14 protein-coding genes are annotated in these 12,959 nt (G+C 62.1%); 6 read left to right on the top strand and 8 right to left on the bottom strand.

Translation table 11 applies throughout. The annotated features are described in order from the left end of the window. The 4 genes from yjfF to ytfQ all read right to left on the bottom strand — a co-directional run bounded on the left by yjfF (position 1) and on the right by ytfQ (position 4,516). A complete protein-coding gene (gene yjfF, locus ILT42_RS20140) occupies positions 1 to 972 on the bottom strand; it encodes a galactofuranose ABC transporter, permease protein YjfF (RefSeq protein WP_229428811.1) in 972 nt (323 codons plus the stop codon). Next, on the bottom strand, positions 972 to 1,976 hold the full coding sequence (ytfT, locus tag ILT42_RS20135) for a galactofuranose ABC transporter, ATP-binding protein YtfT (RefSeq protein ID WP_204217681.1): 1,005 nt from the start codon (positions 1,974 to 1,976) through the stop codon (positions 972 to 974). The genes yjfF and ytfT overlap by 1 nt, the downstream gene beginning before the upstream one ends. Beyond that, positions 1,977 to 3,491, bottom strand: a complete 1,515-nt coding sequence (ytfR, locus tag ILT42_RS20130; RefSeq protein ID WP_204217680.1) for a galactofuranose ABC transporter, ATP-binding protein YtfR — start codon at positions 3,489 to 3,491, stop codon at positions 1,977 to 1,979. It abuts the gene before it with no gap. A 62-nt stretch (positions 3,492 to 3,553) separates the two neighbouring features. Next, on the bottom strand, positions 3,554 to 4,516 hold the full coding sequence (gene ytfQ, locus ILT42_RS20125) for a galactofuranose ABC transporter, galactofuranose-binding protein YtfQ (RefSeq protein ID WP_204217679.1): 963 nt from the start codon (positions 4,514 to 4,516) through the stop codon (positions 3,554 to 3,556). Between the two features lie 268 nt (positions 4,517 to 4,784). Here ytfQ and ILT42_RS20120 point away from each other — a divergent pair, with 268 nt between their 5' ends. After that, positions 4,785 to 5,264 (top strand): opioid growth factor receptor-related protein, encoded by a 480-nt coding sequence (locus ILT42_RS20120; RefSeq protein WP_204217678.1) that lies wholly within the window; start codon positions 4,785 to 4,787, stop codon positions 5,262 to 5,264. Here the strand turns inward: ILT42_RS20120 and ILT42_RS20115 are convergent. The 3 genes from ILT42_RS20115 to ILT42_RS20105 form a co-directional block, all read right to left on the bottom strand. Beyond that, the gene (locus ILT42_RS20115; RefSeq protein WP_204217677.1) at positions 5,261 to 6,046 is read right to left on the bottom strand and encodes a pentapeptide repeat-containing protein; all 786 of its coding nucleotides are present in this window, start codon (positions 6,044 to 6,046) and stop codon (positions 5,261 to 5,263) included. The two genes, ILT42_RS20120 and ILT42_RS20115, sit on opposite strands and share 4 nt — an antisense overlap. Positions 6,047 to 6,451: 405 nt before the next feature. Further along, the gene (locus tag ILT42_RS20110) at positions 6,452 to 6,874 is read right to left on the bottom strand and encodes a hypothetical protein (protein ID WP_204217676.1); all 423 of its coding nucleotides are present in this window, start codon (positions 6,872 to 6,874) and stop codon (positions 6,452 to 6,454) included. Between the two features lie 173 nt (positions 6,875 to 7,047). Beyond that, complete coding sequence (locus ILT42_RS20105; RefSeq protein ID WP_204217675.1) at positions 7,048 to 7,332, bottom strand: hypothetical protein; 285 nt, start codon at positions 7,330 to 7,332, stop codon at positions 7,048 to 7,050. A 358-nt stretch (positions 7,333 to 7,690) separates the two neighbouring features. Here ILT42_RS20105 and ILT42_RS20100 point away from each other — a divergent pair, with 358 nt between their 5' ends. The 4 genes from ILT42_RS20100 (at position 7,691) to ILT42_RS20085 (ending at position 9,989) form a co-directional block, all read left to right on the top strand. Further along, positions 7,691 to 8,278, top strand: coding sequence for a hypothetical protein (locus ILT42_RS20100; protein WP_204217674.1), 588 nt, complete (start codon positions 7,691 to 7,693; stop codon positions 8,276 to 8,278). 129 nt (positions 8,279 to 8,407) lie between these two features. Beyond that, positions 8,408 to 8,971 (top strand): hypothetical protein, encoded by a 564-nt coding sequence (locus ILT42_RS20095; RefSeq protein ID WP_204217673.1) that lies wholly within the window; start codon positions 8,408 to 8,410, stop codon positions 8,969 to 8,971. A gap of 109 nt (positions 8,972 to 9,080) precedes the next feature. Then, positions 9,081 to 9,308 (top strand): hypothetical protein, encoded by a 228-nt coding sequence (locus tag ILT42_RS20090; protein ID WP_204217672.1) that lies wholly within the window; start codon positions 9,081 to 9,083, stop codon positions 9,306 to 9,308. Between the two features lie 93 nt (positions 9,309 to 9,401). After that, a complete protein-coding gene (locus tag ILT42_RS20085; RefSeq protein WP_204217671.1) occupies positions 9,402 to 9,989 on the top strand; it encodes a GNAT family N-acetyltransferase in 588 nt (195 codons plus the stop codon). On the opposite strand, the gene ILT42_RS20080 is transcribed toward ILT42_RS20085, so the two are convergent. Further along, positions 9,986 to 10,771: an alpha/beta fold hydrolase gene (locus ILT42_RS20080; RefSeq protein ID WP_204217670.1), complete on the bottom strand. Its 786-nt coding sequence runs from the start codon at positions 10,769 to 10,771 to the stop codon at positions 9,986 to 9,988. The two genes, ILT42_RS20085 and ILT42_RS20080, sit on opposite strands and share 4 nt — an antisense overlap. Before the next feature lie 520 nt (positions 10,772 to 11,291). Between ILT42_RS20080 and ILT42_RS20075 the strand changes: the two genes are divergently transcribed. After that, positions 11,292 to 12,929 (top strand): ABC transporter substrate-binding protein, encoded by a 1,638-nt coding sequence (locus ILT42_RS20075; RefSeq protein WP_204217669.1) that lies wholly within the window; start codon positions 11,292 to 11,294, stop codon positions 12,927 to 12,929. Positions 12,930 to 12,959 lie beyond the last annotated feature (30 nt).

The following is a 12,959-nucleotide window of genomic DNA, read 5'->3' as shown; positions in this document are numbered from 1 at the left end:
TCAGATTCGGAGCACCGGATTGTTGCGCGAGGACAGGACCGTCAGTCCCCGCTGGAGAGCGATGAAGGCGAAGAGGAGCGCCCCGATGGCGATCTTGGTCCACCAGGAGCTCAAGGTGCCCTCGAACGTGATGTAGGTCTGGATCAGCCCCTGGATCAGCACGCCCACGAAGGTTCCGAAGATCGTGCCGTATCCGCCCGTCAGCAGAGTGCCACCGATCACGACGGCCGCGATGGTGTCAAGCTCGACGCCGGTTGCCGCAAGGGAATATCCGGCCGAGGTGTAGAACGAGAACACGATCCCCGAGAGAGCCGCGAGCACGCTCGACAGGGTATAGATCTGGATCGTCGTCCGGCCGACCGGAACGCCCATCAGCTCGGCGGAGGTCCGGTTGCCGCCGAGGGCATAGACGTTCGCGCCAAATTTCGTGAAATGGGCCAGCACCATGCCGACCGCGACCACCAGCAGCATCACGATGGCGATGAAGGTGAGCCGCCCTCCCCCCGGCAGCAGGAACGCCATGTCGGTGATGTCGCCATAGAGCGGCGCGCTGATGGGGATCGAGTCGGTGGTGAGCACGAAGCTCATGCCCCGGGCCAGGAACATGCCCGCCAGGGTTACGATGAAGGCCGGGATCTGAAACGTGTGGATGATGTATCCCATCCCGGCGCCGAACGCCGCCGCGATGACCAGGATCATGGCGAAAGCCACATACGGGCTGACCCCATATTGCTCCGTGGTGATGGCGATGAACACGCCCGTGAAGGCGATGACCGACCCGACCGAGAGGTCGATGCCGCCCGAAATGATCACGAAGGTCATGCCTACCGCGACGATCCCCAAGAAGGCGTTGTCGGTGAGGAGGTTGGCGATCACGCGGGTGGAGGCGAAGCTCGGAAACTGGGCAAGGCAGATCGCGTACCCCGCCAGGAAGACCGCGATGGTGATGAAAAGAGGAAGCTGGCGGCGCATCATGACTTTGTCTTCCAGGCAGCCTTGAAGCCCGACAGGACCGGCGATTGCGCCAGCAGCACGGCGAGCACCACGAGGGCCTTCACGATCAGGTTGTATTCGGGCTTGTAGCCGCTGAGCAGGATGCCGGTGTTCATGGCCTGGATGATAAGCGCGCCCACCACCGACAATCCAAGGCTGAAGCGGCCGCCGAACAGGGACGTGCCGCCGATGACGACGGCCAGGATCGCATCGAGCTCAAGCCACAATCCGGCGTTGTTCGCGTCGGCACCTCGGATGTCCGCCGTCACGATGAGACCGGCGATCGAGGCACAGAGGCCGCACCACATGTAAACCGCGATGGTCACGACCCTGGTGCTGACTCCCGCATAGGCGCTGGAGCGCACATTGGCGCCGATGGATTCGATGAACAGGCCCAGGGCGGTGAACCGCACGAGCGCATGGGTGACGACGAGCATCGCGGCCGCGATCACCACGGGCATGGGCAGCATGAGGAAGGAACCGCTGCCGATGGCGGACAACCCCTGGCTCACGAAGGTGACGATCTGTCCCTCGGTGATGAGCTGCGCGAAGCCACGCCCGGCCACCATGAGGATGAGCGTCGCGACGATGGGCTGGATTTCGAGCACGGCGACCAAGAAACCGTTCCAGAGCCCGCACAGGAGACCGATGCCGCAGGCCGCGAGCAGCACCACGGGCAACGGATAGCCCTGTGCGGTCAGCGTCGCCGCCGTGGCGCCCGCGATGGCCATCACGGCCCCCACCGACAGGTCGATGCCGCGCGTGGCGATGACGAGCGTCATGCCGAGCGCCAAAAGCGCCACCGGCGCGCCCCGGTTGAACACATCGATGAGGCTGCCGAAGAGGCGCCCATCCTGCAGCCGGATCGCGAAAAAGTCGCGAAAGACGAGCCAGTTGACCAGGAAGACGACGAGGAGAGCCGCAACCTGCGGGAGGCCTTTCGGCATGGCGCGGGAGGCCGGAACCGGCACGACGGTACTCATTCACTGGCTCGCGATGGTGGTCATGATGGCATCGGCGGACACCTCGGTGCCGGACAGTTCGCGCACGTGGCGCCGGTCGCGCAGGACGACGACACGGTCGCTGTAGGCGGCGATCTCCTCCAGCTCCGAAGAGATCACCAGGAGCGCTAGGCCGTCCTCGCACAGGCTCTCGATGAGACGGATGATCTCCGCGTGTGCGCCCACATCGATGCCGCGTGTGGGCTCGTCGAGGATGAGGAAGCGCGGCTCGGTGGCAAGCCACCGCGCCAGCATCGCTTTCTGCTGATTCCCGCCGGACAGGAGCCCGATGGGTTTCTCGGCGTCAGACGTGCGGATGTCGAGAAGCTTGATGAACCGGCTGGCAATCTCGTCCTGGCGGCCGCGCGGAAGCAGGCGCAGCCAGCCGCGCTGGGCCTGGAGTGCCAGGATGATGTTCTCCCGCACGGAAAGCTCCGCCACGATGCCCTCGCTCTTGCGGTCTTCCGGACAAAATCCGAAGCCGAGACGGGCGGCGTCCCGGGGCGAGGCGATGCGGACGGGCTTGCCGTCCACATAAGCCTGCCCGTGATCCGTCTTCTCGATACCGAAAACGAGCTTGGCGGTTTCGGTGCGGCCCGAACCCAGGAGGCCCGCGAGCCCCACCACCTCGCCGCGCCGGAGGGCCAGATCGAAGGGCGCGACCAGACGGTTCTTGCCGTAATCCTTGAAGGCTATGATGGGCTCGCCGATGACCGGAGGCCGGTGATTCCGGTGCAGCGCTTCCTCGGCCAGCTCGCGGCCGAGCATCATGGAGACGAGTTCGAGACGCGGCAGGGCGGCGGTTTCCCGCGAGCCGACGAGGCGTCCGTTGCGGAGCACGGTGATGCGGTCGCAGACCGCATAAACCTGGTCGAGGAAATGGGTGACGAAGACGATCCCGATGCCTTTCGCCTTGAGACCGCGCAGGATGCCGAACAGCGTGTTGACCTCGCCCGCATCCAGGCTGGCCGTGGGCTCGTCGAGGATGAGAACCTTGGCCGACAGGTCGACCGCGCGGGCGATGGCGACGATCTGCTGGACCGCGACGGAAAACGTCCCCAGGGGGTCGGCGACGTTAATGTCGAGGCCATAGCCGCTCAGGATCGCCTCCGAGCGGCGGCGGATCTCGCGCGTGGCCACGAGCCCGAAGCGGCTGGGCTGGCGGCCGATGAACAGGTTTTCCGCCACCGACAGGTTCGGCAGCATGTTGACTTCCTGGTAGACAGTTCCGATCCCGAGCGCGAGCGCGTCGGCTGGATCCCGGGCCTCGATCTCCCGGCCGTCCAAGCGGACGACCCCAGCATCACGCCGGAACACGCCCGTCAGAACCTTGATGAGGGTGGACTTCCCGGCGCCGTTCTCGCCCAGGAGCGCGTGGATCTCGCCGCGCTGGAGGCGGAAATCGACTCCGTCCAAGGCTTGGACACCCGGAAAGGCCTTCGACAGCCCGGCGAGTTCCAGTAGCGGCGCGCCCGCCAGCATGTCCTGCCCTGCCATGGGGCCTCCGTCAGCCTGAATCCTTGAGGGTGCGGGAGCGGCAAGCCGCTCCCGCACAGTGCTCAGTACATATCCTTGCGCTGGTCGTACTCGGCCTTCGCGGTGTCTGGCAGGAAGAGCTTGGATGAGGTCTGGATCCACTTTTTCGGCGCGGTCCCGTCCTTCTTGTAGGCCATGAGGGCGTCGAGGGCTGGGCCCGCCATGTTGGGGGTCAGCTCCACGGTGGCGTTCGCCTCGCCGTCGGCCATGGCCTTGAAGATGTCCGGCACGCCGTCGATGGACACGACCTTGATGTCCTTGCCGGGCTTGAGACCGGCTTCCTTGATGGCCTGGATCGCGCCGATCGCCATGTCGTCGTTATGGGCATAGACCGCGCAGATGTTCTTGCCTCCACCCTCGGCCTTGATGAAGCTTTCCATCACCTCCTTGCCCTTCGTCCGGGTGAAATCGCCGGACTGGGTGCGGACGATCTTCATGCCCGGATTGGCGGCGACGACGTCATCGAAGCCTTTCTTGCGGTTGATGGCCGGGCTCGAGCCGACGGTGCCCTGTAGTTCGACCACGTTGCACTTGCCGCCGGTCTCCTTGGCGAGCCATTCGCCCGCGACCTTGCCCTCGTAGACCGTGTCCGAGGTCACCGCCGTGAGATAGAGGGTGTCGTCCTTCGTATCGATGGCGCGGTCGAGGAGAACGACCGGAATCTTGGCGTCCTTGGCCTCCTTCAGGACGGCGTCCCACCCAGTCGCCACCACGGGCGCGATAAAGATGGCGTCCACGCCCTGGGTGATGAAGGAGCGGACCGCGCGGATCTGGTTTTCCTGCTTCTGCTGCGCGTCGGAGATGCGCAGGTCGACGCCGCGCTTGTCCGCCTCGATCTTGGAGACCTTCGTCTCGGCGGCGCGCCAGCCGGATTCGGAACCGACCTGCGAGAAGCCGATCTTCATCTTGGTCTGCGCGTAGGCGGCACCCGATCCGAGCGTCAGCGCGGCGACAGCGAGTGTCGTCAAGAGATGACGAGCCTTCATGCGTTCTCTCCCATTCCCGTGTTGAGCGGCCTTGTCGGCTCTGTCAGCCCTTCGGCCTGCCTCAATTAATAATATTATATGAATTGAACACAAGCCGGTGCAGTCGTGTTTGGCCCAAGAGCCCAATCCGGAGGAGATGTTCGTTTCAAGGATCCCAAGGACTTATGATGGGATCGCGTGAACTGCATGCGCCTAAAGACGAATGCCGGCTACGACCAAACCCTTTGGCCGGCCCGGCGTTGTCGGCGTGTGGAGCGTAGATGCAGCCATGAATGCCGTTCATCCAACCGGACCTCTGCATGCTTTCCTGTCGGGTACCGGTACGGACGGTCGCGGCCGCCTCGTCGGAGACGTGCTGGCATTCGACGACCATCGCCTCGAAGCCGTCCACGACTACATCCAGTGGCTGTTCCCCTTGCGCACCCGCAGCATGGCCCAGCCCGGCGCTCCTGTGCTCACCCAGGCTGAGGCTGAAGCTATTCGGGCGGATCCAAAGGCTCGCACAGCACTCGTCCACGCGAGCGACATGATGCTGGGATTCTACGCTTGCTTCGACGGCTGGTTGACCTGGAGTGACCATAACCATCTGCGCATCAGCCGCATCATCGCGAGCCTCCGCGAACTTCTCGGCCAGGACGCCGCGCGGGCCTTCCACGAAGCGGTCATGGAGCGCCACGAAGCGGCAGGCCGCCCCATCAATCCCGAAAACCTGCGCTATTGGCACGCCGCCTGCGGGGCTTTGGCTTAATCCGCTTCGTCGCTGGGGCACGGCCAGGTCTTCGGGGCTGTGATCCCGTCCGGCAGTTTCGTCCGTGGATCGCCGCATGCGAGCGCGATCTGGTCCTGCTTGAGGCCGCTGGTGGCGGACAGGTCCGTTCCGGCGATCTGCGTGAGAAAAAGGTATGCGCCGGTGAGATTGACCCCATTCAGGTCGAGGCCCTCGAGGCGGGCTCGGGCGAGGTTCGAGAAGCTGACGTTTACGCCCTGAAGCTTGGCCTTCGCGAAAACCACGCGGGCGAGTTCCGCCCGGGAGAGATCGACCTTCGACAAGTCCGCTCCCGTGAAATCGGATCGGTTAAGTTCCGACTTCGTCAAGCTCGCGCCGGCCAGGCGGGCGCCCGCGAAATTGGACCGGCTGAGATCGGCCGAGGTCAGGTTTGCCCGCTCCAGATTAGCCTTCTGGAAATTCGTCCGCCAACCGACCGCCTTCGTGAGATCCGCGCCCGCGAGGTTGGCGCCGTCGAACCTGGCGCGGCTCATCTCGGCCTCCGAGAGCTTGGCTCCTGACAGGTTCGACCCCGTCAGGTCCGTCGCGGAAACCTGCGCTCGGGAGAAGTTCGCACCCGTTAGGTCGTCGTTGGAAAGAAAAAGCTGGGTTTTCGCGCATCCCGACCAGTCGACGCCGGGGTTGGGCGCATCCTGGCACTTGGCCTGGGCCAGTCCCGTGAGGGCCAGCCAGACGAAGAGAGACGCGCCAATCGGACGTAAGTGGAAGCTTTGCATCATGACCTCGCCTATCGCATTCGGCATGGATGATCCATCCTTACGAGATTATGCCCGTGCGGCGCGAGTCGTTCCTTAAGGCTTCCGTCTCGTTCGAGGTGGGGGATTGCCATCACCGATGCGGTCAACCAAAGCCTGGAGATGATCCGGAATCGTCTCAAGGAGAACGGTCCCGTAATGTTTCCGAAGCGACGGAGCCAGTCCATCGGCGATCTGCTTCGGCGAGGTTCCGAGGATGTTCTCCACCCTGGCTCTTCGATCATCGTCGCGATCAGAAGGCATCTGCTCATCCCATCGGCGCTGGGCTTCGCTCGTTCGTGGCCGACCCGGGAATTGAACAAACTCGGGGGCCTCGGGTTTCAGGGAAACCTAGGCCCGGAAGAGTTGATAAGCCCTAAAGATACGACTCTGTCCGAGGATGTCGCGCGAACATCACTCGCCGGAGGTAGCCGGTTCTGGGGAGACAGCCCCGAGATTCTCGATGGAAATCCAGCCCGTGCAGGCCTTGATAATGGGCTGCAGATACGCGCGGCTGCCCTCGATCTTCACGACACGGCAGGAATAGCCCCGCCGGTCTCCATGGGGTTTGTAGATCACCATGGCGCCAAGCTTGACGGGCGGCCGCGGCAGGGTGTCCCCGCTCCCGTCTTCCTCGAAGGCTGCATTGTCCTGGCGGCAGGGAGCTTCGCGGTTCTGGCGCAGGCGGTCGATGGTGGCGATGGCCGTTCGGGCGCGATCCCGGTACCGCTCCGAAACGAGCCTCTGGGGCGATGTGCGTCCGTAGCCGGAGCACCACGCCATTCCGGCGGCCTTGGCGAGGGCTTCGGCGACGACCTCGATTTCATCCTCTGTCATGGCGTGCCTCTTCTGAAACAGACCAAACACTCCGCAGACATGCGCGTTGTTCGTGGATTTCGACAATCTCACAGCCTGGCGCCTTCTGGTGTGAGGTGTGTCACACGGGACATTGGGGCGCTTCGGGAGGATCCCGGCGGAGGGGCCTGCCATGGCCCCTTCCGCCGGGCAGACTAATTCCGCTGCCGGTGTATCCGCTCCTGCAGAATGGCGAGTTGCTGCAAGTACGGCGTGCGGCGGTCGCGGTGCTTCTGCTTGAGCTTTTCCAGGACGCGGATCTTCAAGCTCGGATCCTTCAGCGTCCTGCTCAGCCTTTCACGCTCTCGGTCATACTCGAAGTCGAGGTCCGTGAGTGTGGTTAGAAGGGCTTGAAGCAGCGGCTGAAGATCTTGGGGATAGACATAGGACGCTGAAGGGTTCGCCAACAGAATACTTTCACGACTCGTAGTCTGTGTCATCGTCTGCCCTCGGAAACCTTATCGTCTTGGTGCCGAACGTAATCGAGGTGAATAATCTCGTCTGTTTGAAACCCGACACAAAACTTGGAATGCCCCTTCCTAAGTAACCTCCCTGAGAAAAGGTCGGATTTGAATCATGCAGTTCACAGTACAAACCCGCGATCCGAAGGCGCCTGAACTTAGCCGCGCAAGCATTTTCAGCGACCTCATGAAACATTACAACAAATTGGATCGGGATCGGAATAGGGTGGTCTTGATTGTCGTTAACATGACAGCTTGTTGACCGGTGTCTCGAGTATGATGGGGAGACCATTTGCCGGTCTCGGCGTTCTGATACAAAGCATGTGAGGAGCGGACGATGACAGATCATACCAAGCGGCTGATGGGGCTGGCCGCCGCTCTGATCTTGAGCACGGGGCCGGCTTTTGCCCAAAACGCGCGTCCGTGGGTCGACCCGCCGTCGGAGGGCGCCCCAGCGCCCAAGCCTGCTCCGGCAGACGAGACCGTGAGCTATCCGAAGGTTCACCCGTCCGAAAACGCCAGCAGCACTCCCACGACGGCTCCCCTCGAAGAGGTTCCTCAAACGGCTCCGGTGCCTACGCCCGTTCCAACGGCATCCACCGAGGCAAAGAGCCCGGCCGTTGCCGCGGATGCCAAGTCCGAGGCTCGCACGCGCACGGCGCAGCCTGCACCCAAGGCTGCGCAGGCCCGCAAGCCTGCCCGGCGCGACACCGCCGCTGCCCAGCGCGGACGGATGTCCCAAACCCAGCGCCGTATGGCGCAGGGCACATCTCCACGCCGATTCCGAAACGTCCGGGAAGCCGTGGATGCGGGATACGAGGTCATGAACCTCCGCACGATCCAACTCCCCGACGGCCGCCGGATTCGCGTCCTGACCCGCCCCGATCCGCGCACCATGACGGAAGTTCTGATGACGCCCTACTAGCCTAAGCCGCAGCCTCTCTGGGCCATCGAGAGGCCGGCATGCCCGTAAAAACAGCAGGACGGGTCTGGCGTTCGGGAGGTGGCCCGATGTAACCTGCGGCTCCGCTTCATCACCAGACTCGAGACGATCATGCGCCGCTTCCTTCTCGCCATGTCGGCCCTTTCCGTCCTGACCACAGGGGCCAGCGCCCAGGACTTCGACGTCAAGGTATTCTTCGCCAAGGCCGCCGACACTGGACGCGCCGGACTTGCGCAGAAAACCCGGATGGTGGACGCCAGACCAGCCGAACCGGGTGAGGTTGTCGTCACGGTTATCAAGTCGGAAGGGGTCGAAACCAGGAGCAAGCCTGCGGAAGCAGGCGACATGGTCGTGCGCAACCGCTGCCCTGAAACGGGGAGCGAGCAATACCTCGTCAAGGCGGCGAACTTCACCAAACGCTACAGCCCTCCGCAGGGCGAGGCGGCGCAGGGCTGGCGCCCCTATAAGCCCCTTGGCACCCCCATGCGGTACGTGACCCTCGCGGCGTCGGAGGGTCCCTTCAGTTTCAGGGCCCCCTGGGGCGAGGCCATGGTGGCCAAGCCGGGTGACGCCATCGTGCAGGATCCGGCCAACGCGGCCGACACTTATCGTATTGCCGCAGCCTCCTTTGCCTGTACCTACGACGTGACGGAGGCTCCGAAGGCAAAGTCTTGAGGAAGCGCGAGCACGAGCCCTGCGTCCGACGCGAGGTCAGGTCCGCAACACGATCCCGTCACACTCGGCAGTCACACTGACGGAGCACGCCCCGACCGGAGACGCCCCTATGACACAGGAACGCTTCACCGAAGCCGAGATCATGGACCATGCACGGCGGCTGGCCGATGAGCAGGGGCCGGGCTGGGACGCCGTGATGGCGGAGGAGCATGTGGGCAAGGATAGCGGCGCGCTTCGGTTCTGGCGGCAGCAAGCCATGAAGGACCTCGAGCTGAAAACCGTCACCAGCCTGGATGTCGAGTCCGAAAGCCCGAGGACGGTCGGCCTCGACGAGTAGGCCTCGAGCGAGCCCTTCTTACGCGATAACGGATTGGTCGTGCGCTCTCGCCATGCGATAGAGAGCCTCCGTTCTTGGACCGAGCCCTTCGCCATGCACGCCCAACGCCCTTTTGCCCATGCGGCCCCTCCCCTGGAGACGGATCGGCTTCTTCTGAGGGCCCATACGGCCCGCGACCTCGATGCTGCCTGCTCCCTTTGGAACCACCCAATGGTAGTCGAGAATATCACGGGCAAGACCGCCGGGACTCAGGAGATCTGGTTTCGGATTCTCCGGTATGCGGGCTTATGGCCGCTCCTCGGCTACGGCTATTGGGCGGTGGAGGAGAAGAGCACCGGGCGTTTCGTCGGCGATGTCGGCTTTGCGGATTTTCATCGGGACATCGAGCCGTCCCTCCTCGGTATTCCGGAAGCCGGCTGGCTGCTGGATCCGGGCCACCACGGCAAAGGCTATGCGACGGAGGCCGTTCTCGCTGTGCTCCGGTGGCTGGACCGCGGCGACGCCGGAAGCTCCAGCGTCTGCATCATTTCTCCGACCAATGAGGCCTCCTTGCGTGTCGCGGACAAATGCGGATATCGCGAAACCCACCGCACCGTCTTCAACGAGCGCCCGACGATGCTGTTGAGGCGAGATTCCTGTGCGAGCCATCCGCGCGCGCGCCTGACGACTTTCGGCACCTAGAGGCCGCTCACGCGCAGAAAGCGGTCGATCATCGCATGGACCTGCTCGGGCACCTCGATCTGGCAGAAGTGCCCCGATCCCACCGTCCTCCCGTAATGGAGTTGAGGCACGAGTTCCCGGAGGCGCGCCATATCGGACCGGGCCACGGGTTCATCGGCAGCGACGTAGAGGGCCGGAATCATAAGGCCTTTCCTCGCCACCTCCGGATCATAGTCGCGCAAGCCCTCGAAGGCCGCGAGCATGACATGCTGCGCCGTGCCTGCCATTTTTGACAGGATATCGGCTTTGACAGCCGCATCGTCCGTAGGCACGAACAGCGCGCGTCCGACATAGGCCTGCAGGACATCCCTGTAGTTCTTGTCGCGTAATCCATCGAGGAACGCCGGGATGGCAGCACGCGCCTCCAAGGGCAGCACGATTGCGGCGTCCAGCATCACCAGGGCCGCTGCGAGGCCCGGATAGCGGGCGACCAGATCGAAGCACACGATCCCGCCCATGCTGTGGCCGATCAGGATCGGCTTTCCGAGGTCCAGCGACTCGCACATCCAGGCAACGTCGTCGGCGAAGGCATGCATCGCGTAGGCTTGGCGGGGGGCGCTGCTCCGGCCATGCCCACGCAGGTCCACCGCGACGACACGATACCCCAACCGGGCGAAGTGCTCGACCTGTGGTGCGAAATAGGTGTGGTCGCAGCACCAGCCATGGACGAGCACGACCGAACGCCCCTCCCCCCCGGTGTCCCGATAGGCAAGAGCGACACCATCGCGGTCGAGAGAGCGCATCTGTCGTAATCCTCCGCGAGTCTGCGCCAACCGCTCTTCTGGTCGGCAGCCTTCTAAAACGTCGCAACCATGGCTGAGCGCGCGGTTCGGCGACGATACCAGTAGCCCATATCGAGCGGGCTGGCTTGTGTCTCTTACCAAAAATCCGGCGCCGGCACCCTGTTAGCACGAACAGGGCCGAACGCTTGGCGATCTGAAAAAGCCCCCACGGGTGTCAGCTATACTGTTGCACGACAGTCGGTTTCAAAGGCTCAATAGCATTATCTGATGATGTGGACCCAGCAGTTGACGGACCCTCCGGCTGCCTCCGCAAATCACCAACTGACTAAAATTTGCATGGGTCTGCCGAATAATTTTGCGACCCTGTTCTTGACGATCGCATTGGGGGGTGTTCCTATCGTGTATCGAATGTATACATTCGGCACACACAAAAGCCCCCGTTAACTCTGCTAACGCTCCCACAACTTCAGCCGGACATAGGCGCATCGCCCTCGTGACGGATCTAGGAGGCCTGGCTTTGATGATCACTCGTTCCACAACTGTCGCCGCATGTATGATTCAACTCGGCATCCTGCACTCTGCCGCTCTAGCCCAAACCGCGCAGCCCAAGCCTGGCGGCACTGTTCGCTTCGCGATCGCAGAAGAGTCACGTGGGCTTGATCCGCTCACTGCGCACCGACGATTTTCGGAAACCGCAATCCATGTGCATGACGGCCTCGCGCTTTTCGACACTGCGAATAAGCCGTTTGGAAGCCTAGCGAAGGAGTGGAGCAGCAACCCGGAGGCAACCGAATACACCATTAAACTTCGTGACGACGTCACATTCCACGATGGCACAAAGTTCAATGCCGAAAGCGTGAAAGCGCACTTTTCGCGAGTCTTCGACAAGCAATACTGCTGCAACAACGGCCACCAGTATATGAATGCTTACGTCGGAACTGACATCATCGACGATTACACCATAAAGGTAAAATTCTCAAAGCCAGCAGGCACCTTTGCTTTCTATATTGGCATGCTCGATGTAACGGGAATACCGTCAAATGCAGCCTGGGGCTCGAAAGGCATGACGATGAACCGCGAGCCGGTGGGAGCTGGTCCGTTCAAGTTCGTCAGCTGGGCGCCGCAAAGCAACATGAAGTTCGCGAGAAACCCGGACTACAAATGGGGCTCGCCTATGCTTGCTAATACAGGTGCACCGTACCTTGATGGCTTGGAAGTCAAGTTTATCGCCAATCAAGCCACACGCGTCGCGTGTCTTGAGTCTGGTGATTGCGATATAATTAAGGACCCGAACTTCGCTGACATGCGCCGTCTGTCCTCGAACCCAGCATTCGAAGTCGTCAAAATTCCTCAGACCGGCATGCCATACTCGTTTGTCTTCAACACAGGCCGTTTCCCGACTGACCAACTGGCAGTGCGAAAGGCTATCAACCTCGCGATAGATCGCGAGAAAATCAACATGGCAGCGTTCCGAGGCGAGCGGCGACCTCTGTACTCAACTCTAGCGCCTGCCACACCCGAATTCTGGCCCGATGCAACAAAGTTCATCTACTATAATCAAGCTGAGGCGAAAAAGGCTCTAGCAGACGCAGGAGCCAAGGACAGCAACGGCGATGGTATTCTCGAGATCGACAACAAGCCAATCGAGATCGACCTTTACATCTTCGGCAACCGTGACAACAACCCCAGCGTCATAGTAGCGGAGTCCATCCAGTCTGATTTGAAGGCAATCGGAATCTCCACGCGAATCAACGTAAGGCCCTGGGACGACCAGTCGGCTGTCGCGATGCGTGAAGAGCATAATCTGATCAACTTCGATATGCCCTTGCCCACTGGGTCCGTTCTCAATGTGATGTTCAACTCACGTGAGACTCCCAAGCCAGGCCGCTACGGTATGAGCTTTACATATGTGCAGAAAGGAAATGCGGCAGTCTCTGCAGAGCTCGATACACTGCTCGATGCTGGGGACAACGCCGCGACGTTTGACGACCGGAAAGCCAAATTCCAAGCGGCGCAAAAGCTCATTAGCGAAAACTATCTTGGCGTGCCGGTTGTCCAGGGCTTTACGACCTATGTGATGATCAAGGGACTCAAGGGCGTCGCCTATAACAACGGCGGTCATGCGCTATTCAATTCGGCCTACCTAGAAGGCAAGTAACAAGCCAACCCCTCCGCCAGCTCCAAAACT

This window comes from Microvirga pudoricolor, from assembly GCF_016892705.1.
Classification (GTDB): domain Bacteria; phylum Pseudomonadota; class Alphaproteobacteria; order Rhizobiales; family Beijerinckiaceae; genus Microvirga; species Microvirga pudoricolor.
The sequence above is the reverse complement of the archived record's forward strand: the minus strand, read 5'-3'. Positions and strand labels throughout refer to the sequence as shown.

Bases quoted from the DNA above. Each gene is read 5' to 3' on its own strand.
- ILT42_RS20110 (WP_204217676.1), bottom strand. From the start codon at position 6,874: ATGACAGAGGATGAAATCGAGGTCGTCGCCGAAGCCCTCGCCAAGGCC.
- ytfQ (WP_204217679.1), bottom strand. From the start codon at position 4,516: ATGAAGGCTCGTCATCTCTTGACGACACTCGCTGTCGCCGCGCTGACG.
- ILT42_RS20105 (WP_204217675.1), bottom strand. From the start codon at position 7,332: ATGACACAGACTACGAGTCGTGAAAGTATTCTGTTGGCGAACCCTTCA.
- yjfF (WP_229428811.1), bottom strand. From the start codon at position 972: ATGCGCCGCCAGCTTCCTCTTTTCATCACCATCGCGGTCTTCCTGGCG.
- ILT42_RS20115 (WP_204217677.1), bottom strand. From the start codon at position 6,046: ATGCCGAATGCGATAGGCGAGGTCATGATGCAAAGCTTCCACTTACGT.
- ILT42_RS20075 (WP_204217669.1), top strand. From the start codon at position 11,292: ATGATCACTCGTTCCACAACTGTCGCCGCATGTATGATTCAACTCGGC.
- ILT42_RS20120 (WP_204217678.1), top strand. From the start codon at position 4,785: ATGAATGCCGTTCATCCAACCGGACCTCTGCATGCTTTCCTGTCGGGT.
- ILT42_RS20085 (WP_204217671.1), top strand. From the start codon at position 9,402: ATGCACGCCCAACGCCCTTTTGCCCATGCGGCCCCTCCCCTGGAGACG.
- ILT42_RS20090 (WP_204217672.1), top strand. From the start codon at position 9,081: ATGACACAGGAACGCTTCACCGAAGCCGAGATCATGGACCATGCACGG.
- ytfT (WP_204217681.1), bottom strand. From the start codon at position 1,976: ATGAGTACCGTCGTGCCGGTTCCGGCCTCCCGCGCCATGCCGAAAGGC.
- ILT42_RS20080 (WP_204217670.1), bottom strand. From the start codon at position 10,771: ATGCGCTCTCTCGACCGCGATGGTGTCGCTCTTGCCTATCGGGACACC.
- ILT42_RS20095 (WP_204217673.1), top strand. From the start codon at position 8,408: ATGCGCCGCTTCCTTCTCGCCATGTCGGCCCTTTCCGTCCTGACCACA.
- ytfR (WP_204217680.1), bottom strand. From the start codon at position 3,491: ATGGCAGGGCAGGACATGCTGGCGGGCGCGCCGCTACTGGAACTCGCC.
- ILT42_RS20100 (WP_204217674.1), top strand. From the start codon at position 7,691: ATGACAGATCATACCAAGCGGCTGATGGGGCTGGCCGCCGCTCTGATC.